The sequence below is a fragment of the Pseudomonas sp. NPDC089741 genome, assembly GCF_044748825.1.
Classification (GTDB): Bacteria; Pseudomonadota; Gammaproteobacteria; order Pseudomonadales; family Pseudomonadaceae; genus Aquipseudomonas; species Aquipseudomonas helmanticensis.
Genome location: NZ_JBIVGT010000005.1, coordinates 184,731 through 203,885, shown reverse-complemented (window position 1 = coordinate 203,885; position 19,155 = coordinate 184,731). Strand labels below are relative to the sequence as shown.

Below are 19,155 nucleotides of genomic sequence, written 5' to 3'. Positions count from 1 at the left end.
GAGGCTTGCGGTCTTCTGTCAGGCCATCCTGCCATTGCTGTGAACAGCACGAGGTGCAATGCATGAACGGATTTCGACGGTTGTTGGCCGCGAGCGTGGCCACATTCGGCTTGCTGACGTCAGCACAAACGGTGATCGCGGCAGAGACGCCGATCCATTTTGCCGACCTCAACTGGGAGAGCGGCAGCTTGATCACCGATGTCCTGCGGATCATCGTCGAGAAGGGCTACGGGCTGCCGACCGACACGTTGCCGGGCACTACCATTACCCTGGAAACCGCCCTGGCGAACAACGACATTCAGGTGATCGGCGAAGAGTGGGCAGGACGCAGCCCGGTCTGGGTCAAGGCCGAGGCTGAAGGCAAGGTCGTCAGCCTGGGCGATACGGTCAAGGGCGCCACCGAGGGTTGGTGGGTGCCGGAGTACGTGATCAAGGGCGACCCGGCCAAGGGCATCAAGCCGCTGGCGCCGGACCTGCGCAGCGTCAGTGATCTGAAAAAATACAAGGATGTGTTCAAGGACCCCGAGAATCCGAGCAAAGGTCGTTTCCTCAACAGTCCGATCGGCTGGACCTCGGAAGTGGTCAACAAGCAGAAGCTGACGGCTTACGGCTTGCAGGATGACTTCACCAATTTCCGCAGTGGCTCGGGCGCCGCGCTGGATGCCGAGATCAGCTCTTCGATCCGTCGCGGTAAACCGGTGCTGTTCTACTATTGGTCGCCGACGCCATTGCTCGGCAAATTCAAACTGGTGCAGCTGGAAGAACCGCCGTTCGATGCCGAGGCGTGGAAAACCCTGACCGACGCCGATAACCCCAATCCGAAACCGACCCGCTCGCTGGCGTCGAAGCTGTCGATTGGCGTGTCGACACCGTTTCAGAAGCAGTATCCGCAGATCACGGCGTTCTTCAGCAAGGTCGATTTTCCGATTGAACCGCTGAACAAGGCGCTGGCGGAAATGAGCGAGAAGCACACGGCGCCACGCGATGCGGCGGTGGCGTTCATGAAGGCGCATCCGGATGTGTGGCAGGCGTGGTTGCCGAAGGATGTGGCGGACAAGGTTTCCGCCAACCTCTAACGGCTTGCCTTATGTAGGAGCTGCCGCAGGCTGCGATCTTTTGATCTTGATTGTTAAAAACAAGATCAAAAGATCGCAGCCTGCGGCAGCTCCTACAAATCGGTTTTTGAATCGGTTTTGTATGGCAGGTTGGTTTTAGAATCGGGTTTGTACGGCCAATTCAAAAGTCCGCGGCGATCCCAGGTAATACGCCGGGGAAACATGCGCAAACTCGGCATACACCTCATTGGTCAGATTGCGCACACGCCCGGTCACGGTGGTGTGCGCGTCGATCTTGTAGCTGAGGAAACTGCCGAACAACGTGTACGACGGCACCGTCATGGTGTTAGCCGTGTCAGCGAACACCGACGCCACATACCGCGCATCGACCCCTCCCTGCCATTGCGGTGAAAAATCATAAGTCAGCCACAGATTGCCGACCCGATCCGGCACGTTGGTCGGCGTATTGCCCTTGCGCGACACCACCACACCCGCGGCATTTTTCTCGGTGAAGTCGTCGTACTGCGCATCGACCCAGGCGAAGTTGCCCTCCGCCAGTAGCTTGTCGGTGATGCGCAACGAGCTGGCAATCTCGATGCCTTTCGACGTCTGTTGGCCGACCGGAATGCTGCTGGCCGGATCGAGCGGATCGGTGACCGCGAAGTCCTTGCGCTCAATGGTGTACGCCGCCACGGTCGCCGAGCCGCGGCCATTCAGGTAATCGAACTTGCTGCCAATCTCCCATTGCTTGCCGGTCGAGACATCGAAGTTCTGCGTGCCGCCCGGTTGCTCGGCGGCTGTGCTGTATTGCAGGTAAACGTTGGCAGTGGGGATGAACTGATAGGTCAGGCCCGCGCGACCGGTGACCGGTTGCCAACTTTGCTTGAAGTGCTTGGGATTGGCGGCGGTCACGGTACGGTGATTGGTCACGTCAAGGTCGATATCGTCGTAGCGCAGGCCGGTGAGCAGGGACAATTTGTCGGTCAGCGCCAGACGATTTTCGACGAACAGGGCCTTGGTGGTGACCTCGTTGGTTTTGTCGCTGATCAGCGTCGGGTTGGTGCCGGGAATGTCATAGAAACGCCCCGGCCGGTAGTTGTTCGGGTCAACCGTGCTCGCGCCTTTGATGTTGAGCGGTGAGTTGGTGGTCTGGTTGACCTTGTATTCGAAACCGCCCGACCACGTCGTATCGAGCCCGAACAGGCTGTTGTCGTGACGCAGTTCGAACTGGTTGCCGTTCTGTTCGCCCTGATGCCGTACCTGATACGCGGTTGAGCGGTTCACCGCGCTGTTGTCGGCGTTGTACTGATAGGTCTCGAGGTTGCGGTAGTCGCGCTGGCTGTCGAGGTGATACAGCGTGTTGCGCAGGGTAGTGCTGTCGTTGATCCGGTAGTCGATGATCGAACGCACCCAGACCGTCCGTTGTTCGTAGCGACCATCCTCGACGTTGTAGTTGTTGAAGCGGTTGTGTCGATCAATTTTCAACTCGCCCGCCTTGGGATTGAGCACCGGGGTGCCCCAATACGGACTGTCTTCGTGCTCGTCCTGATATTCCAGCGCGAGGGTGTGCGACAGATCCGGCGTGAGATCGCTGAGCAGCGAGAACGCCACGCTCCAGGCATCGCGCTCCTGACGGTCGATGTAACCGTTGCTGGTGTTGTGGCTGACATCCAGTCGCGCGTAATGCTGCACGTCAGCGTCAGGCTCGGTCAGGGCATGGTTGAGGCCAAACGCGGTTTCCGTGGTGTCGTAGGTGCCGTAGCTGACGCGGCCTTCAACGGCCTGTTCATCGCGCGTGGCCAGTTTGGTCACGTAATTCAGGGAGCCACCGACGGAACCGGCACCATTGATAAGCGACGACGGGCCGCCGACCAGTTCCACCCGATCGTAGATCCACGCGTCGACCGGCCGCGCGAGACCACCGGAGACGTTGATGCCGTTGAACATCTGGGTGATCTGGCTGCTGGTGAAGCCGCGATAGGAAACGAAGCCGCCGAAACCCGGCGGCGCACTGGCGTTGACTCCGGGCAGGGTGTTGGCGGCGTCCTGGAAGTTTTGCGCGCCACGGCGTTCGATGTCGTTGCGATTGGCGATGGCGACCGAGGCGGGTGTGTCGCGCACGCTCAAGCCAAGCCGCGAGGCCATGCCGCTGGACTGGTCGAGGCTCAGACCGGGTTCCGCGCCGGACTCGCCGTCGATGGTGATGGGCGCCAGATCCACGGTGGATTGCGCCCAGACGTTGACGGACAGGCAGCCGCACAGGCTCGCCAGCAAAGTGAGTTGTTTCATCATTGAATCCTGAATGCTTGTCTAGGAGTCAGCGCACAGACAAACGCCGCGCGTTGGCGCAGTGGGCTGACAAATCAAAAACGTAGAAACACTCAGGCGAGCGGCGGGGCGCGAGGGTTGGCTGAAGGCCAGGTGAAACGGGCAGGCAGGTCGGCGCTGACAATCGGTGCCAGCGGTGGGCTGTGCTGTTCGGGCAGGATCGCCAGGGTCAGGCTGGAATTGAACGCCGGACCCATGCCGCCACCGACGGAACACAGTGGGCAGCCGAACGCCTTGGACAGCGTCGGCAGTTGTTCTTCGCTGGGGTTGCTGGCGAGCGGCGCCTGCGTGGCCGGGTCGACCGTACAGAACTGACCACCGATACCGTTCAGCTGCATGCCGACCATTTGTCCGTGACCGATACTGCAGGCGAACACGTTGAACAGGACGCAGCAATAGAGCATCCAGGCCAGCAGTGAGCGATCGGAACGGGAGAATTTCATGGGGCGGCACTTTACCGTACCGCTGATCGGTCGTGCACTTCAAAAAATGCCGACTAGGATGATTTGTTCAAATCCCTTTCAAGGATTTCAACCATGACCTTGGTGTTGGCTCAATGGCTGGTGACAATTTTCGCAGTAATCGCCTTGATGCATGTGTATTGGGCGTTGGGTGGGCAGTGGGCGGCGGCAGTGGTTGTGCCACAAATACCGGTGGACGGTTTTGTGGCGACGGTGCGCCCGGCGTTCAAACCGTCAGGCTGGCTGACGCTGGTGGTAGCGGCGGCGTTGTTGGTGATTGCTGCGCTGGTGTGCATGCGTGTCGGCTGGGGCATGCCGGCGGTGAATCACAAGGCGTTGCAGTGGCTGATCAGTGCGATTGCGTTGATGATGTTTGCCCGCTCGATTGGTGATTCGAATCTGGTGGGTTTTTTCAAGGAGGTGAAGGGATCGCGGTTTGCGCGGCTGGATACGTGGGTGTATTCGCCGTTGTGCGCGATCTTGGGTGCAGGGTTGTTGGCGGTGGCTTGGGTGTAAGAGCGGGATCAAAAGATCGCAGCCTTCGGCAGCTCCTACAGGGATCAATGTAGGAGCTGCCGAAGGCTGCGATCTTTTACGGGTTAACTACCGCTCTCGGTCCGCCGGCTACTGACCTCAGCCGGCACATCATCCCCGGCCATGCGCTTGCGGAACAACGCCGCCCGCGCCAGCAGCAGCGTAGTTACCGGTACGGTGATCGCCAACAGAATCGGAATCAGCCAGGCATGCACTACCGGCGCGGATTTCAGCGCCGAGAAGCAAATGATCGACGCCAGCGCGACACACCAGGCGCCCAGTGTCGACGCCAGTGCCGGCGGGTGCATGCGCTGGAAATAATCCTTCATCCGCAACAACCCGACTGCACCGATCAGGGCAAACACGCCACTGAGCACCAGCAGGGTCGCCACTGGAATCTCGATCCATAGCGATAATTCAGCATTCATTCGATCACCTCGCCACGCAGCAGGAATTTCGCCAAGGCAAATGAACCGACGAAGCCGAACAGCGCAATCAGCAGCGCGGCCTCGAAGTAAGTGTCACTGGAATAACGGATGCCCAACGTCAGCATCATCAGCATCGCAACGATGTACAGGTAGTCCAGCGCGAGTACCCGATCCTGTGCCGACGGCCCTTTGAACAGGCGGACCAGCGTCAGCACCATCGCCAGCGAGAACAGGAACAGCGTCAGCAGAATCGCGTTCGACAGTAATGGGCTCATTCGAAAATCTCCATCAGCGGCCGCTCGTAAGTGCTCTTGAAGTGCTCGATGAAATGCGCTTCGTCATCCAGATCCCACACGTGCAGCAACAGAATGCTGCGATCCAGCGCCAGCTCCGACCAGACCGTGCCGGGCACCACCGTGCAGATCATCGCCAGCGTCGCCAGGCCATGGGCGTCGCGCAGATCCAGCGGCACTTTGACGAAGCGCGAGCGCGGTGGCCGGCGACCGGCATTGAGCACGCCCCAAGCGACGATCAGGTTGGACATCACCACGTCGCGACCGACGAGGAAGAACAAGCGCAGGATTGTGCCTGGACGGCGAATGCGCGCGCGTTTCGGGCGCAACTTGCGCATCATCAAGGGCGCGGCGAAACCCAATATCGCGCCGAGCAACAGATTGCCCGGGCTGATCGACAGGTTCAGCGTCAGCCACAAAGCCCACAGTGCCAGCGACAACCACGGGGCAGGAAATACACGCTTCATGGCTGCACCTCCAGCATCGCCGCCTTGGCTTCGGGGCTTGGCACCGCGCGGGTGCCGAGCACCGCCATGACGTATTGCTGCGGATTGTTCAGCGCATCGGCGGTGGCCTGGGTGTAGCGCAGCAGCGGTTCCGCCTTGAAGGTCAGGGCGATACTCAGCCCCAGCAGCAGAAAGATCGGCGCGCATTCGAGTTTGCGCAGCAGCGGCGACGGGCGCTCCTCGGGTGTCCAGAAACGCTGGATGCCGAGGCGCGAGAACGCCATCAGCGACGCCAGCCCCGACAGGATCAGCAGCGCCAGCAGCGCCCATGCGCCAGTGGAAATCGGCGCGGCGGTGCCCAGGCCCAACGGATTGAGCAACGCGCCGATCAGGCTGAGCTTGCCGATAAAACCGGACAGCGGCGGCATGCCAATGATCAGCAGTGCGCAAGCGATGAAGCTCAGGCCGAGAAATGCCATGGTCCACGGGATGACCTGACCGACTACGGCTTTCTGCTCGTCATCGAGGTTGATGCCTTTGGGCGGTTGCAGGGATTCCTGCGGACGCGGCAGCAGTTCGCTTTCGTCTTCCAGCGGGATCTCGTTGGCCGAGCGCGAGCGCTCGATCAACTCAGCCAGCAGGAACAGCGCACTCAACGCCAGAGTCGAGCTGACCAGATAGAACAGCGCGGCGCCGATCAGGTTCGGCTGGGCGAAACCGATCGCCGACAACAGAATTCCCGCCGACACCAGAATGCTCAGGCTGGCCATGCGCTCCAGGCGTTGCGCGGCCAGTATCGCCAGCGCCGCGCAGGCCATGGTCACCATGCCGCCGTAGATCAGCCAGTCACCTCCAAAGAACGCCGAGGCACCGGCCTGACCGGAGAACAGCAGCGTCCACAAACGCAGCAGCGTGTAGATGCCGACCTTGGTCATGATCGCGAACATCGCCGCCACCGGTGCGCTCGCCGAAGAATAGGCCGGCACCAGCCAGAAATTCAGTGGCCACATGCCGGCCTTGGCCAGGAACGCTACCGCGAGAATTGCCGCACCTGCGTGCAACAGGCCACGGTCGGCTTCCGGCACCAGTGGAATCTTCAACGCCAGATCGGCCATGTTCAACGTGCCGGTAACGCCGTAGATCAGCGCGGCGCCGATCAGGAACAGCGACGAGGCGAGCAGGTTGATCGAAATGTAATGCAGCCCCGACGACACTCGCGCCCGGCCGGAGCCGTGCAGCAACAGGCCATAAGACGCGGCGAGCAATACTTCGAAGAACACGAACAGGTTGAACAGATCCGCCGTCAGGAACGCGCCATACAGGCCCATCAGCTGAATCTGGAACAGCGCGTGGAAACTCGAACCGGCACCGTCCCAGCGCGCCATCGCAAACAGCAGAGCGCTGACGCCGATGATCCCGGTCAGCACCAGCATCAGCGCCGACAGGCGATCGACCACCAGCACGATGCCGAATGGCGCTTGCCAGTTGCCCGGCAAGTACACGCCGATGGAGCCGGGCACGCCGGTGGTTTGCGTCCATTGCAGCAGCATCACCGAAATGAACAGGCCGACGAGACTGGAGAACAGGTTGATTTTCGCCTTCAACGGCCGGTGCCGCTCGCCAAGCATCAGCATGATGGCGGCGGTCAGCAGCGGCAGCAGGATCGGTGCGGCGATCAGGTGAGTCATCGCCATCATTCTTTAGGCTCCCGGCCGTCGACGTGGTCGGTGCCGGTCAGGCCGCGCGAGGCGAGCAGAACGACGAGGAACAGCGCGGTCATGGCGAAGCTGATGACGATCGCCGTCAGTACCAGTGCCTGTGGCAGCGGATCGGTGTAGTGCAGCAAGTCTTGCGTGACGCCGTCCTTGATTACCGGCTCCTTGCCGATGAACAGGCTGCCCATGCTGAAGATGAACAGATTGACCGCATACGACAGCAGGCACAGGCCCATGACCACCTGAAAAGTCCGTGGCCGCAGGATCAGCCAGACGCCGGAGGCGGCGAGCACGCCGATGGCGATTGCGATGACTTCTTCCATCAGACGGCTCCTTTGCTGGCGACGGACTTGGGCAGCGATGCGGTCTTGTGGCCTCGCACCGATTGGTGGGCGAGGGCGGTGAGGATCAACAGCGTCGAACCGACCACCACGCCGTACACGCCGATGTCGAAGAACAATGCGCTGGCGATATGGATGTCACCGAGCAGCGGCAAGCTGAAATGCCAGGTGTGCGTGGTCAGGAACGGATAACCGACCAGCATCGCGCCCAGGCCGGTGGCCGTGGCGAAGAGCAGCCCGGTGCCCATCCAGCGCAGCGGCCGCAGGCTCATTTGCGCCTCGACCCACTGCGTACCGGCGACCATGTATTGCAGGATGAACGCCACCGACATCACCAGCCCGGCAACAAAACCGCCACCCGGCTGATTGTGTCCGCGCATGAACAGGTAGAACGACACCACCAGCGCAATCGGCAGCAGGAGGCGCACCAGCACGGCCGGCACCATCATGAAGCCGAGCGCGGTGTCGCTGGCCGAACGCGGGTTGACCAGGTCGGTGACCACGTCTGGCGCGAGCAAACGTTGCTGGGCTGGCAGTTGCAGGCTTTCTTTCGGTGGGCGGAAGCGTCGCAACAGGGCGAACACGGTCAGCGCCACGGCGACCAGCACGGTGATTTCGCCGAGGGTGTCGAAGCCACGGAAATCCACCAGCATCACGTTGACCACGTTACTGCCGCCGCCTTCAGGCATGGCGCGGCTGAGGTAGAACGAGGAGATGTCGTTCGGCGTCTGCCGCGTGAGCATGGCGTAGGACAACAGGGCCATGCCGCCACCGACGGCAATCGACAGCAGCAAGTCGCGCAGACGACGAATGCGCGCCTTGCGCAGGCTGCTTGGCAGTGGCGAGACTTCTTCGATACGGCGTGGCAACCAGCGCAGGCCGAGCAGGATCAGCACCGTGGTCACCACTTCGACCGCCAGTTGCGTCAGGGCCAGATCGGGCGCGGAGAACCAGACGAAGGTCACGCAGGTCATCAGGCCGCAGACGCTGACCATGGTCAGTGCCGCGAGACGGTGATACTTGGCTTGCCAGGCGGCGCCGAGGGCGCAGGCGATGGCCAGCAGCCAGAGAGTCACGAAGACGATCGAGCCGGGGATCTTCGGTCGGTCGCCCCAGCTCAGGCTGCTGTGCAGCATCGGGATCAGGCCGGCGAGCACCGCCGCCAATACCATCAGGAACAATTGCATTTGCAGGCGTCGGGTGCCAAGTCGCCGCTCGACGCGGCGGGCCATGCGCATCATCACCACCAGGCTGCGCTCGAACAGGCGCTTGCCGTTGAAACGGCCGATCAGCGGCGGGTATTTGAAGCGGCCACGCTTGAGCTGATTGCGCAGCAGCAGATAGACGACGATACCGCCGGACATGGCGATCAGGCTCATGATCATCGGCGCATTCAGGCCGTGCCAGATTGCCAGGCTGTATTCCGGCAGCACGCCACCGACTACTGGCAGCGCTGCCGCCGCGAGCAGCGGGCCGACGATCTGCGCCGGGAAAATCCCCACCAGCAGGCAGGTGAACACCAGCAACTCGACGGGCGCGCGCATCCAGCGTGGCGGTTCGTGCGGGGTGTGCGGCAGGTCGGTGGCCGGTGGCCCGAAGAACACATCGACAGTGAAGCGCAGCGAGTAGGCAACGCTGAATGTACCGGCAATGGTCGCGACAATCGGCAGCGCCGCTTCGACCCACGCCGTGGCGTTGATGAACACGGTTTCGGCGAAGAACATTTCCTTCGAGAGGAAACCGTTGAGCAACGGCACGCCGGCCATCGAGGCGCTGGCGACCATCGCCAGGGTCGCCGTGAACGGAATCAGTTTGATAAGGCCGCTGAGCTTGCGGATGTCACGGGTGCCGCTTTCGTGGTCGATGATGCCCGCCGCCATGAACAGCGAGGCCTTGAACGTGGCGTGGTTGAGGATGTGGAACACCGCCGCGACGGCCGCCAGCGGACTGTTCAGGCCCAGCAACAGGGTGATCAGGCCAAGGTGGCTGATGGTCGAATAGGCGAGCAGCCCTTTGAGGTCGTTCTGGAACATCGCGCAATACGCGCCGAGCAGCAGCGTACACGCGCCGGCGCCGCTGACGATGTAGAACCATTCTTCGCTGCCGGACAACGACGGCCACAGACGCGCGAGCAGGAACACCCCGGCCTTGACCATGGTCGCCGAGTGCAGATAAGCGGAGACGGGTGTCGGCGCCGCCATTGCGTGCGGCAACCAGAAATGAAAGGGGAATTGCGCACTTTTACTGAGTGCGCCAATAAGAATCAGGGGTAGCAGAACAGGGTAGAGGGCATGTGCGCGAATCAGATCGCCGGCGGCCAGGACCTTGTCGAGGTCATAGCTGCCGACGACATGGCCGAGAATCATGACCCCCGCCAGCAGGCATAATCCGCCGGCACCAGTGACCATCAACGCCATGTAGGCGCCACGACGCGCGTCGGCGCGGTGGTGCCAATAGCCGATCAGCAAGAAGGAGAAGAGGCTGGTCAGTTCCCAGAAGAACACGATCTGAATCAGGTTGCCGGAGATCACCAGACCGAGCATGGCGCCCATGAACGCCAGGAAAAACGCGAAGAAGCGCGGCACCGGATCATCCGGCGACATGTAATAGCGGGCATATAAAGAGACGAGGGTGCCGATGCCGAGGACCAGCATCGAGAACAGCCAGGCGAAGCCGTCCATGCGCAGGACGAAGTTCAGGCCGAGGCTGGGCAGCCACATGAATTCTTCGCGGATCACGCCGCCATGGGCAATTTGCGGGTACAACAAGGCGACCTGGACGGTGCCGATCAAAGCGACCAGACCTGCCAGCAGGGATTCGGTATTACGCGCGTTGTGAGGCAGCACCGCTGCCAGACAGCTGCCAATGAATGGCAGAAGCAGTAGAACTATCAGGGACATAGGCTTCTAATCTGCGGAAGTTTGTGAAGCATCATACGTGCCAGCTCCCCGATCACCAAACGCCAGGATGTCTCAGAATCCTACAAAGTAGTCTGAATAGTTAATGTTTAGCCTTGTTTCGAAGAAATCAAAAGGGCCGAAAAGATCGCAGCCTGCGGCAGCTCCTGCATTGATCCCGTGTAGGAGCTGCCGCAGGCTGCGATCTTTTGATCTTGCTTTCAGTTACTGCTCTCGCTCTCCAACCCTTCATCGACCTCTGCTACAACCTTACCCTTGGTCTTCAACTCACTGACAATCACCGCCGCAACAATCAACCCGGCCCCCACCAGCGCAATCGCCGGCAAGCGCTCGCCGGCAATCCGCCCGACAATCCCGGCCCACACTGGCTCCCCGGCATAGATCAACGTCGCCCGCGTCGGCGAAACACTTTTCTGCGCCCAGTTCATCGCCACCTGAATCGCCGCGCTCGCGGCGCCCAGGCCCAGCGCCGTCACCAGCAGCGTCCAGGAAAAGTCCGCAATCATTTCGCCCGTCGGCACCACCAGCAGAAACGACAGCACCGACGTCGTCGCGAGTTGCACCACGGTGACCCGGCGCACATCCACTTGGCCGGCATAGGTGCTGATCAAAATGATCTCGGCGGCAATCGCGATGGCGCTGATCAGCGTGGCAATCTCGCCGGGAGTGAAATTCAGCGAGGCCCCGGACGGCCCCGACAACAGCATCAAACCGGTAAACGCCAGCATGATGCCGATGCTCGGCATCAACCCCGGTCGGCGCCCGAGCACCAGCCATTGCAATAACGGCACGAAGGGCACGTACAACGCCGTGATGAAGGCTGACTGACTGCTCGGAATCGTTTGCAAACCGACGGTCTGCAAGCCGTAACCGAGCATGATCGCCACGCCGATAAAGGCGCCGGCCTTGAGTTCGAACAGGGTCAATTCGCGCAAGTGACGCCATGAGAACAGCGCCACGATGCACGCTGCCGCCGCAAAGCGCAGGCCAACGAAAAACATCGGCCCGCTGACGGTCATCGCGTGCTGAACCAGCAAAAACGTGCCGCCCCAGACCATGGTGATCAGCACCAGCACGCACTCGGCCTTGCTGAAGCGGGAGAAGCGGAGGGAGGTGGGGGAAGTGTTCTGCGACGTCATGACCTTGCGCACTATAAAAAGGAGGACGCACAATGCGCCCAACGTTGCGCAGTATACTGCCCAACCTCACCAAGTGAGCAATATAGTGCACAAAGATTCGACTCAACGAACCTCCGTTCTGCAACATGTCAGCCAGAATGTTCGACGCCTGCGCCACGCCGCGGACATGAGCCAGACCGCGCTGGCGGAAAAATCCGGAGTCAGTCGGCGGATGCTGGTGGCGATCGAAGCGGGCGAGAAGAATGTCAGCCTGACCACCCTCGACCGCGTCGCCGAGGCGCTCGACGTCGCCTTCAGCGATCTGATCCAGGCGCCGGACGCCCGCGACCCGAGTCGGATCAACGAAGTGGCATGGGCGGGATCGATTCCCGGCAGTAAAGCGGTGCTGCTGTCGAAAGCCACCGCCACCCGCGAAGTCGAACAGTGGGAGTGGTGCCTGCAGCCGGGCGAGGTCTATCCCTCGCAAGCGGATGCCGAGGGCTGGAGCGAGCAGATTTTCGTCTTCGAAGGGTGCCTGACGCTGATGCTCGGCGATCAGCCGCAACAAATCGGCACGGGGGAGTTTTTCATGTTTGCCAGTAACCAACCGCATTCCTATCGCAACGATGGCGAAGTCGCGGCGCGGTTTGTGCGTAATGTGGTGATTTGAATGGCGTGCGACGCGGACATTATGATCATCGGTGGCGGCCTCAGCGGCACGATGCTGGCCGTGCAATTGCTGCGTCAGGCAGGGCGGCGAACAATCCTGATCATCGAGCCGCGTGCCGAACTCGGACGCGGCGAGGCGTATAGCGCAGTCGAGCTGGGCCATACGCTGAATGGCAATGCGGCGCGGATGAGCGTCGATCCGGATAACCCCGATGACCTCACGCAATGGCTGACTGAACATATTGCGGCTGGCGGCTGGCCAGAGTCTGCCGAACAGAACGTGCCGATCAGCGAGCTGTTTCCACCGCGCGGACTGTTTGGCGTGTATGTGCAGCAGCGCCTGGCTGAAGCCCGACGGGTGGGGGCGCAGCAGGGGTCGACGGTCGAGCACATTTGCGCCGAAGTGCTGGACCTGCAAACCGATGCCGATGCGGTGTTGCTCAGCTTGAGCGATGGCCAATCGTTGCGAGGTGCTTGTGCGGTACTCGCCACCGGCATGTTCCCTGCCGCGCGCACTGCGCAGAAACACTCCAGTGGCCTCAACGCCGCCGCGCTGGACCCATGGAACGTCGCGGCCATGCGCCAACTCGATCCGCAGGCGAGCGTGCTGATCATCGGTTCCGGACTGACCATGGTCGACGCCGTGGTATCGCTCGAGCAGGCGGGGCATCGCGGGCCGATCGAGGTGTTTTCCCGGCATGGCCTGTTGCCCCATGCGCGCCGCCAGCCGCCGGCGTGGCCGGACTTTCTCGGCGACGATCAGAGCATACGTACACCACGGCAGTTGCTGCGCGAGTTGCGCCGACACTGTCGTGACGCGATCGCCCAGGGTGTCGACTGGCAGGCACCGCTGGACACGGTGCGGGTGCATATCGCCCGCTTGTGGAGTCAGGCGACTGACGTGCAGCGGCGACAATTCGTACGCCATGTGCGGCCGTGGTGGGAGAGCCATCACCATCGCTCGCCGCCGTTGAGCGCGGCGTTGGTCGAGCGCTTGCACGGCGAAGGGCGTCTGCGGATTCAGGCGGCTTCATTCAAAGGGCTTGAGCCGAATTCGAAAGATGGCATCAGCATTCGCATTCGACGTCGCGGCGAGTCTGAAACCTGCGTGGTGCAGGGGGCGGCGCTGATCAATTCCAGTGGCATCGAATACGACTGGCGCCGAGTGGCGCGGCCGTTGCCACAACAATTGCTGGCGCGCGGCTTGATACAGCCGGGGCCGTTGGCGTTGGGGATTGCGGCGGCGGTTGACGGCGCTGTGCTGGATGCCGATGGGCGTGCGTCCAGCCGGGTGTTTGCGATGGGGCCGCCGTTACGCGGAATGTGGTGGGAGAGTACGGCGGTGACGGATGTGGCGTTGCAGGCGAAGGCGTTGGCGTTACGGTTGGTGGGCTGAGGTTGTTCCTTCAGGCGCCATCGCCAGCAGGGCTGGCTCCCACATTGGATCTGGGTGAGTGCAAAATTTGTGTGCACCCAAATCCCTGTAGGAGTGAGCCTGCTCGCGATAGCGGTGGTTCAGTCATATATAAGGTGACTGACAGATTGCTATCGCGAGCAGGCTCACTCCTACATTTGTCGCGTCGTGGCTGAAAGTGTTACGCCACCACGCGATAACACGGCACATACGCCGCGCCACCCGGCAGTTTCATCCGGTGCTGGGCGACGAAAGCTTTGAGCAGCGCATCGAGCGGTTGCATGATCGCTGCGTCACCACGGATCTGGTACGGCCCGTGTTCTTCGATCAGGCGAATGCCCTTGTCCTTGACGTTGCCGGCAACGATACCTGAGAACGCCCGACGCAGATTCGCCGCCAGTTCATGCGGTGGCTGGTCGCGGTGCAGTTTCAGGTTGGCCATGTTTTCGTGGGTCGGATCGAATGGACGCTGGAAGCCTTCGTCGATCTTCAGCAGCCAGTTGAAGTGAAACGCGTCGTTGCGCTCGCGACGGAACTGCTTCACCGCTTTCAGCCCTTGAGTCATCTGCCGCGCGACTTCGGCCGGGTCGTCGATGATGATTTCGTAGTGCTGCTTGGCCGCTTCGCCGAGGGTCGCGGTGACGAAGGCGTCGAGCTGCTCCAGATACGGCGCGGCATGCTTCGGCCCCGTGAGGATCACCGGGAACGGCAGGCCGGCGTTGTCCGGGTGCATGAGGATGCCGAGCAGATAAAGGAACTCCTCAGCCGTACCGGCGCCGCCCGGGAAGATGATGATGCCGTGGCCGACACGCACGAAGGCTTCCAGACGTTTTTCGATGTCCGGCAGAATCACCAGTTCGTTGACGATCGGGTTCGGCGCCTCAGCCGCGATAATGCCCGGCTCGGTCAGACCGAGATAACGCCCGCCATGAATACGCTGTTTGGCGTGGGCGATGGTTGCGCCTTTCATCGGGCCTTTCATCACACCGGGGCCGCAACCGGTGCAGATGTCGAGGCTGCGCAGGCCCAGTTCGTGGCCGACTTTCTTGGTGTATTTGTATTCTTCGGTGTTGATCGAGTGGCCGCCCCAGCACACCACGATTTTCGGCTCAACGCCCGGGCGCAGGGTGCGCGCGTTGCGTAGCAGGTGGAAAACGTAGTCGCTGATGCCTTGCGAGGTGCTGAGGTCGATGCGTTGGCTGTCGAGTTCGTTTTCGGTGTAGACGATGTCGCGCAGGGCGCTGAAGAGCATTTCACGGGTGCTGGCGATCATCTCGCCGTCGACGAACGCGTCGGCCGGAGCGTTCAGCAGCTCCAGGCGTACGCCGCGATCCTGTTGGTGAATGCGGATTTCGAAGTCCTTGTAGGCTTCGAGGATGGTCTTGGCATTATCGACATGGGCGCCGGTATTGAGGATGGCCAGGGCGCACTGGCGGAAGAGGGTGTAGGTGCTGCCGGATCCGGCTTCGCTCAGTTGCTGGACTTCACGTTGAGAAAGGGTTTCCAGGCTGCCTTTCGGGCTGACCGAGGCATTGATTACGTGTCGTTGGGTCATGCAATGATCCTTAAAACGATGTCATCTCAAGACTAGGCGATGGCATCCGAATAGTGTGTATCCATGAATGAAGATGGCACGATCTGCGCTGTACCGCCATGTCCCCGTTGGACGCTGAAAAGATGAAAAGGAGCCCCAGCATAGCTAAATCCCTCGTAGAGGCGATAATGCGCCGGCGAGTTTTTTCCGTTGCCCCTTTTGTCGCTCAAGGAAGTCATTTGTGATGTTCGAGATTCAGCCAATGGACGCCGCCACTTTTCGCCAGCAGACCCGGCGCAGCACGATCATCATCGCTGTGTTGTTCCTGGTGCTGGCGATGTTGTTTTCCAGCGTCGCAGTGGCGCTGTTCGGTGAGCCTGGTGGCGATAATCTGCGGTTCAACGTCGGTGGAGTGTTCGTCGCGTTCCTGCTGACGGCGGCGTTGCTGCGCGGGCGCTTCTGGAATCAGAGCTGGATGGCCCCGGCGGTGTACAGCTGGCGGCTCAAGCGCAACCTGATGAGCATCACCAATGTGATGCATCAGGTGACGGCAGCCGTCGAGAACAATGATCCAACGGCAATGAAAGTGTTGCGCTTCTATCATCTGGGGCTGACACAAATGCATGAACTGGACGGTAACTCCAGCGATCATGGGCAACTGTGGCGCGAAGTCGAAGCGCACAAGGAGCGGATGCAGGCGTTGGGTCTCGACACTGAGCAGAAGCGACTCGACCCGGCCTGGCTGGAAGCCCTGAAGCAGAAGTCGCGTTGATTACAGCGCTCGGCGCAGCTTCCATGAGCGGATCAAACGGCCATACACCAGCAGGTTGACCGCCAGCACCACGCTGCCCAGTGCCAGTTGAATCTGCGGGGTCAGCCCGGCCGGATAGATGATCGGCCAGACGTAATGCTCGATGAAACCGCCGGCGTATTCGGTCTGCCCGGCGGCGTGGCGCATGAGGTTTTCCCAGTAGGTCAGCGGGCAGGTCAGGTGCAACACCTCGACCGCCACGCCCCAGGCCGCTGCCGGCAAATGCAGCCACATCATACGCGGCCATTTCAGCACCAGCAACCCGCCAAACAGCACGAACAAAATAAAGCACAAATGAAACAGCACCAGCCCGTCGGCTGCGATTCGGTACAGCATGTGGTCTCCCTGACGCGAGTGTGAATGGCGCTATGTTACGCCCGTCAGCGGCTTAAACGTCAGTGCGAAAATCAGCGAATTCGGCGCGCATGCGCCCGTTGTGCTTGGCTTGATAGAGCAGTTTGTCGACCTGTTCGACGAAGTGCAGAGGGTCGTCGCCGGCAGCGGCTTGCGTCGTGCCAACGCCCAGGCTGAGGCTGACCAGCGACGACACCGCAGAATGCGCGTGTGCAATCTGTTGCTGACGAATCAAGTGCAGGCATTTGCGCGCCACCAGACGCGCCGACTCGGCATCGGTTTCCGGCAACAGCCAGACAAACTCTTCACCGCCAATACGCGCGATGAAATCCCGTGGCCGGTTGGCCGCGAGCGATAGCGTCTTGGCGACCTGGCGCAGGCATTCGTCACCTTTGATGTGGCCGTAATGGTCGTTGTATTGCTTGAAGTAGTCGATGTCGAGCACCAGCAGTGACAGCGGTAATCCGCTGCGTTGTGCACTGGCCCACTCGCGTTCGAGAATCGTGTCGAACATGCGACGGTTGGCGATGCCGGTGAGCCCGTCCTGAAAGGAATACTCTTCGAGTTGCTTCTGCAATCGGATCAGATGCTCTTCGGTTTTCTTGCGTTCGCTGATATCGAACATGAAGCCGACCAGCGCTTCGACTTCGCCGTCCTTGCGCACCACGTGCACCACATCGCGGATCCACACGTAGTCGCCGCTGCTGGTGAGGGCACGATAATCGGCTTCATGATCGACGCCGGCACGCGACTGCGACACGCAGAATTCGACGACGTAATCGCGATCGTCCGGGTGCATGCGCTCGACCCAGTCATTGACCCCGACCCAACTGTCCTGCTGCCAGCCGAGCAGGGTTTCGATCTGCGGGCCGATGTAGCTGAAGGTCATGGTTTTCCAGTCGATCCGCCATGGAATGGCTTTGGTCGATTCCAACAGGGTCTTGTACACGTCATTGTCGATAGCGGTCATGGCGGGTTTGGTGTCCTGGGGAAAATGCAGCGCCAGCATGTTGCTAGCATCGAAGGCTTGCAAGCGGTGGGCCGATGAACGGCCAGTCCAAGCGATTTCCTCCAAGTGCGCAAGATTGTTCAAGCCAGAAAACAGCGTTTACTGGCACAGTCTGCGACCGTTTCTCTGGTTGAAGAGCGTTATGTCTGACTCACTTTTGCCGCGCAGTGCGTTTCTTCGCGGCGCGGCGGCGATCATGCCGTTGTCTCTGGCGACTGCGCCGTGGGGGCTGCTGGCCGGTTCCATGGCGATTGAAGCCAATCTCACCCCGCTGCAAGGGCAGGGCTTGTCGAGCATCGTCTTTGCCGGCGCTGCGCAACTGGTTGCGATTGGCATGCTCAAGGGCGGCGCGGGGATTTTCTCGATTCTGCTGACGACCGTGTTGCTGACGTCGCAGCATTTGTTGTACGGCATGAGCATGCGTTCGGTGATTTCACCGCTGCCGGGGCGTTGGCGAATCGGCCTGGGCTTTTTGCTCACCGACGAGTTGTTCGCCTTGACCAGCCAGCATGACCGCCAGCAGTTCAATCGCTGGTACGCGTTGGGCGTCGGCCTGACGTTCTACATCGCCTGGAATCTCTTCACCCTCGCCGGCATCGTTCTCGGCAGCAGCATTCCTGGGCTTGAGCATCTGGGCCTGGACTTCTCGATCGCGGCAACCTTCATTGCCCTGATCACTCCGGTGGTGCGCAACGTGCCGACCGTGGTGTGCGTGGCGGTGTCGCTGTTCTGCTCGGTGTTGTTCAGTTATTGGCAATGGGGTTCGGCGCTGGTGTTGTCGGGGCTGGCGGGTATGACCGCCGGATTTATCTGCAACAAACTCTATCGGGGGCGCACATGATGGTCTGGGCAGTGATTTTCGGCATGGGGATTCTGGTGTTCCTCAACCGCTACGTGTTTCTCGAACCGCGCTTGCCGGTGCGTTTGAGCAGCAATGCCCGGCAGTTTCTCGGGTTTGCCGTGCCAGGCATGTTGACTGCGATCTGCGGGCCGATTGTATTCATGCCCGACAAACAGCTGAATCTGCAGTGGGACAACCCCTATCTGCTTAGTTCGCTTGTGGCGATCGGGCTGGTGATATACACGCGCAGCACTTTGCTCAGTATGTTGTTGAGCATGGCGTTCTTCTTTGTGTTGCGCTGGTGGTTGTAAGTTGGCCGATTAAAACTGTTCTACGCTGTAAGGATGGCAGTTTACTTGTGACGGGAGGTGGGCATGGCGACTGAGCAAAAACATCCGGAGCCGGATGACGAAGACACAGACGAGCCGACGCAAGAGGAAATCGAACGCGAGAAACACAAGGAACAGACATGGAAGCACGACGATGGCAGGGAGCTGTCCGATCCTGATCGCAAGTTCTGACCCATTGATATGAAAAAGCCCCGCATGAGCGGGGCTTTTTGTTCGTTTCAAAGATCGTCCATCTGCGTGAAATCGGGGTGTGACGCCCGATATCCCAAGGTTTTGTCGATCCAGGCATTGAGCTCGTTGACCATCACCGGCGGATGGCCGGGATATCCTTCGAGGGTGGTGCGCAGGATACGTTCGATGTCGGGAACGGATCGCAGGTTTCGGGTTTTGATGTAATGGCCGATAAAACAGTCGAGTTCAAAGCGTTCTGTCATCGACAGAAAAATACACTCCAGGCCGCTGACCTGTTTGATTGCAAAATCGTCGCGCAACTTATTTCTCTGCAAGGCTTGTAGAAGTTGTGGGGAGATTCCTGA

Annotated in this window: 21 protein-coding genes; 8 read left to right on the top strand and 13 right to left on the bottom strand. The window is 60.7% G+C overall.

Annotated features, from left to right (window positions below; all coding sequences use genetic code 11):
* Positions 1-62 precede the first annotated feature (62 nt).
* A complete protein-coding gene (locus tag ACIPZE_RS08030) occupies positions 63-1,076 on the top strand; it encodes an ABC transporter substrate-binding protein (RefSeq protein WP_129392548.1) in 1,014 nt (337 codons plus the stop codon).
* A gap of 135 nt (positions 1,077-1,211) precedes the next feature.
* Here the strand turns inward: ACIPZE_RS08030 and ACIPZE_RS08025 are convergent, their stop codons facing one another.
* Both ACIPZE_RS08025 and ACIPZE_RS08020 read right to left on the bottom strand, forming a co-directional pair.
* The gene (locus tag ACIPZE_RS08025; RefSeq protein WP_400772282.1) at positions 1,212-3,344 is read right to left on the bottom strand and encodes a TonB-dependent receptor; all 2,133 of its coding nucleotides are present in this window, start codon (positions 3,342-3,344) and stop codon (positions 1,212-1,214) included.
* Positions 3,345-3,436: 92 nt separating this feature from the next.
* Positions 3,437-3,826: a DUF2946 domain-containing protein gene (locus ACIPZE_RS08020; protein ID WP_129392554.1), complete on the bottom strand. Its 390-nt coding sequence runs from the start codon at positions 3,824-3,826 to the stop codon at positions 3,437-3,439.
* Positions 3,827-3,919: 93 nt separating this feature from the next.
* On the opposite strand from ACIPZE_RS08020, the gene ACIPZE_RS08015 reads away from it, so the two are divergent.
* Entirely contained in the window at positions 3,920-4,360 is a 441-nt protein-coding gene (locus ACIPZE_RS08015; RefSeq protein WP_283436851.1) for a DUF3995 domain-containing protein, read from the top strand.
* Between the two features lie 83 nt (positions 4,361-4,443).
* On the opposite strand, the gene ACIPZE_RS08010 is transcribed toward ACIPZE_RS08015, so the two are convergent.
* The 7 genes from ACIPZE_RS08010 to ACIPZE_RS07980 all read right to left on the bottom strand — a co-directional run bounded on the left by ACIPZE_RS08010 (position 4,444) and on the right by ACIPZE_RS07980 (position 11,658).
* Positions 4,444-4,806: a Na+/H+ antiporter subunit G gene (locus ACIPZE_RS08010; RefSeq protein WP_283436850.1), complete on the bottom strand. Its 363-nt coding sequence runs from the start codon at positions 4,804-4,806 to the stop codon at positions 4,444-4,446.
* Positions 4,803-5,081 (bottom strand): K+/H+ antiporter subunit F, encoded by a 279-nt coding sequence (locus tag ACIPZE_RS08005; RefSeq protein ID WP_007910754.1) that lies wholly within the window; start codon positions 5,079-5,081, stop codon positions 4,803-4,805. Before ACIPZE_RS08005 ends, ACIPZE_RS08010 begins: the two co-directional genes overlap by 4 nt.
* A complete protein-coding gene (locus tag ACIPZE_RS08000; RefSeq protein ID WP_283436849.1) occupies positions 5,078-5,566 on the bottom strand; it encodes a Na+/H+ antiporter subunit E in 489 nt (162 codons plus the stop codon). The genes ACIPZE_RS08005 and ACIPZE_RS08000 overlap by 4 nt, the downstream gene beginning before the upstream one ends.
* Positions 5,563-7,242 (bottom strand): monovalent cation/H+ antiporter subunit D, encoded by a 1,680-nt coding sequence (locus tag ACIPZE_RS07995; protein WP_129392566.1) that lies wholly within the window; start codon positions 7,240-7,242, stop codon positions 5,563-5,565. The genes ACIPZE_RS08000 and ACIPZE_RS07995 overlap by 4 nt, the downstream gene beginning before the upstream one ends.
* Positions 7,239-7,583 (bottom strand): Na+/H+ antiporter subunit C, encoded by a 345-nt coding sequence (locus tag ACIPZE_RS07990; RefSeq protein WP_008085854.1) that lies wholly within the window; start codon positions 7,581-7,583, stop codon positions 7,239-7,241. The genes ACIPZE_RS07995 and ACIPZE_RS07990 overlap by 4 nt, the downstream gene beginning before the upstream one ends.
* On the bottom strand, positions 7,583-10,501 hold the full coding sequence (locus ACIPZE_RS07985; protein ID WP_129392569.1) for a monovalent cation/H+ antiporter subunit A: 2,919 nt from the start codon (positions 10,499-10,501) through the stop codon (positions 7,583-7,585). The genes ACIPZE_RS07990 and ACIPZE_RS07985 overlap by 1 nt, the downstream gene beginning before the upstream one ends.
* 218 nt (positions 10,502-10,719) lie before the next feature.
* On the bottom strand, positions 10,720-11,658 hold the full coding sequence (locus tag ACIPZE_RS07980; RefSeq protein WP_283436846.1) for a DMT family transporter: 939 nt from the start codon (positions 11,656-11,658) through the stop codon (positions 10,720-10,722).
* A gap of 85 nt (positions 11,659-11,743) precedes the next feature.
* On the opposite strand from ACIPZE_RS07980, the gene ACIPZE_RS07975 reads away from it, so the two are divergent.
* Positions 11,744-12,307 (top strand): helix-turn-helix domain-containing protein, encoded by a 564-nt coding sequence (locus ACIPZE_RS07975; RefSeq protein WP_400772278.1) that lies wholly within the window; start codon positions 11,744-11,746, stop codon positions 12,305-12,307.
* Positions 12,308-13,702, top strand: coding sequence for an FAD/NAD(P)-binding protein (locus tag ACIPZE_RS07970; RefSeq protein ID WP_400772276.1), 1,395 nt, complete (start codon positions 12,308-12,310; stop codon positions 13,700-13,702).
* A 199-nt stretch (positions 13,703-13,901) separates the two neighbouring features.
* Here ACIPZE_RS07970 and ppnN read toward each other — a convergent pair whose 3' ends face one another.
* A complete protein-coding gene (gene ppnN, locus ACIPZE_RS07965) occupies positions 13,902-15,275 on the bottom strand; it encodes a nucleotide 5'-monophosphate nucleosidase PpnN (RefSeq protein WP_047598267.1) in 1,374 nt (457 codons plus the stop codon).
* A gap of 223 nt (positions 15,276-15,498) precedes the next feature.
* Here ppnN and ACIPZE_RS07960 point away from each other — a divergent pair, with 223 nt between their 5' ends.
* Positions 15,499-16,026 (top strand): DUF3087 domain-containing protein, encoded by a 528-nt coding sequence (locus tag ACIPZE_RS07960; RefSeq protein WP_400772275.1) that lies wholly within the window; start codon positions 15,499-15,501, stop codon positions 16,024-16,026.
* Here the strand turns inward: ACIPZE_RS07960 and ACIPZE_RS07955 are convergent, their stop codons facing one another.
* Both ACIPZE_RS07955 and ACIPZE_RS07950 read right to left on the bottom strand, forming a co-directional pair.
* Complete coding sequence (locus tag ACIPZE_RS07955) at positions 16,027-16,401, bottom strand: DUF2784 domain-containing protein (RefSeq protein WP_400772273.1); 375 nt, start codon at positions 16,399-16,401, stop codon at positions 16,027-16,029.
* 52 nt (positions 16,402-16,453) lie between these two features.
* The gene (locus ACIPZE_RS07950) at positions 16,454-17,389 is read right to left on the bottom strand and encodes a sensor domain-containing diguanylate cyclase (RefSeq protein WP_283436842.1); all 936 of its coding nucleotides are present in this window, start codon (positions 17,387-17,389) and stop codon (positions 16,454-16,456) included.
* A 181-nt stretch (positions 17,390-17,570) separates the two neighbouring features.
* On the opposite strand from ACIPZE_RS07950, the gene ACIPZE_RS07945 reads away from it, so the two are divergent.
* From ACIPZE_RS07945 to ACIPZE_RS07935, 3 genes are all read left to right on the top strand, one after another.
* Positions 17,571-18,269, top strand: coding sequence for an AzlC family ABC transporter permease (locus ACIPZE_RS07945; protein WP_129392590.1), 699 nt, complete (start codon positions 17,571-17,573; stop codon positions 18,267-18,269).
* On the top strand, positions 18,266-18,580 hold the full coding sequence (locus ACIPZE_RS07940; protein WP_064389414.1) for an AzlD domain-containing protein: 315 nt from the start codon (positions 18,266-18,268) through the stop codon (positions 18,578-18,580). Before ACIPZE_RS07945 ends, ACIPZE_RS07940 begins: the two co-directional genes overlap by 4 nt.
* A 63-nt stretch (positions 18,581-18,643) precedes the next feature.
* On the top strand, positions 18,644-18,790 hold the full coding sequence (locus ACIPZE_RS07935) for a hypothetical protein (RefSeq protein ID WP_164979428.1): 147 nt from the start codon (positions 18,644-18,646) through the stop codon (positions 18,788-18,790).
* Between the two features lie 47 nt (positions 18,791-18,837).
* Here ACIPZE_RS07935 and ACIPZE_RS07930 read toward each other — a convergent pair whose 3' ends face one another.
* The gene (locus ACIPZE_RS07930; protein WP_129396115.1) at positions 18,838-19,110 is read right to left on the bottom strand and encodes a hypothetical protein; all 273 of its coding nucleotides are present in this window, start codon (positions 19,108-19,110) and stop codon (positions 18,838-18,840) included.
* Positions 19,111-19,155: the final 45 nt, after the last annotated feature.

Excerpts from the sequence above, each read along its gene's own strand:
- ACIPZE_RS08025 (WP_400772282.1), bottom strand. The coding sequence starts at position 3,344 with ATGAAACAACTCACTTTGCTGGCGAGCCTGTGCGGCTGCCTGTCCGTC.
- ppnN (WP_047598267.1), bottom strand. The coding sequence starts at position 15,275 with ATGACCCAACGACACGTAATCAATGCCTCGGTCAGCCCGAAAGGCAGC.
- ACIPZE_RS07980 (WP_283436846.1), bottom strand. The coding sequence starts at position 11,658 with ATGACGTCGCAGAACACTTCCCCCACCTCCCTCCGCTTCTCCCGCTTC.
- ACIPZE_RS07970 (WP_400772276.1), top strand. The coding sequence starts at position 12,308 with ATGGCGTGCGACGCGGACATTATGATCATCGGTGGCGGCCTCAGCGGC.
- ACIPZE_RS07990 (WP_008085854.1), bottom strand. The coding sequence starts at position 7,583 with ATGGAAGAAGTCATCGCAATCGCCATCGGCGTGCTCGCCGCCTCCGGC.
- ACIPZE_RS07935 (WP_164979428.1), top strand. The coding sequence starts at position 18,644 with ATGGCGACTGAGCAAAAACATCCGGAGCCGGATGACGAAGACACAGAC.
- ACIPZE_RS07955 (WP_400772273.1), bottom strand. The coding sequence starts at position 16,401 with ATGCTGTACCGAATCGCAGCCGACGGGCTGGTGCTGTTTCATTTGTGC.
- ACIPZE_RS07995 (WP_129392566.1), bottom strand. The coding sequence starts at position 7,242 with ATGATGGCGATGACTCACCTGATCGCCGCACCGATCCTGCTGCCGCTG.
- ACIPZE_RS07985 (WP_129392569.1), bottom strand. The coding sequence starts at position 10,501 with ATGTCCCTGATAGTTCTACTGCTTCTGCCATTCATTGGCAGCTGTCTG.
- ACIPZE_RS08015 (WP_283436851.1), top strand. The coding sequence starts at position 3,920 with ATGACCTTGGTGTTGGCTCAATGGCTGGTGACAATTTTCGCAGTAATC.
- ACIPZE_RS08010 (WP_283436850.1), bottom strand. The coding sequence starts at position 4,806 with ATGAATGCTGAATTATCGCTATGGATCGAGATTCCAGTGGCGACCCTG.
- ACIPZE_RS08000 (WP_283436849.1), bottom strand. The coding sequence starts at position 5,566 with ATGAAGCGTGTATTTCCTGCCCCGTGGTTGTCGCTGGCACTGTGGGCT.
- ACIPZE_RS08020 (WP_129392554.1), bottom strand. The coding sequence starts at position 3,826 with ATGAAATTCTCCCGTTCCGATCGCTCACTGCTGGCCTGGATGCTCTAT.
- ACIPZE_RS07945 (WP_129392590.1), top strand. The coding sequence starts at position 17,571 with ATGTCTGACTCACTTTTGCCGCGCAGTGCGTTTCTTCGCGGCGCGGCG.
- ACIPZE_RS08030 (WP_129392548.1), top strand. The coding sequence starts at position 63 with ATGAACGGATTTCGACGGTTGTTGGCCGCGAGCGTGGCCACATTCGGC.
- ACIPZE_RS08005 (WP_007910754.1), bottom strand. The coding sequence starts at position 5,081 with ATGAGCCCATTACTGTCGAACGCGATTCTGCTGACGCTGTTCCTGTTC.
- ACIPZE_RS07960 (WP_400772275.1), top strand. The coding sequence starts at position 15,499 with ATGTTCGAGATTCAGCCAATGGACGCCGCCACTTTTCGCCAGCAGACC.
- ACIPZE_RS07940 (WP_064389414.1), top strand. The coding sequence starts at position 18,266 with ATGATGGTCTGGGCAGTGATTTTCGGCATGGGGATTCTGGTGTTCCTC.
- ACIPZE_RS07950 (WP_283436842.1), bottom strand. The coding sequence starts at position 17,389 with ATGACCGCTATCGACAATGACGTGTACAAGACCCTGTTGGAATCGACC.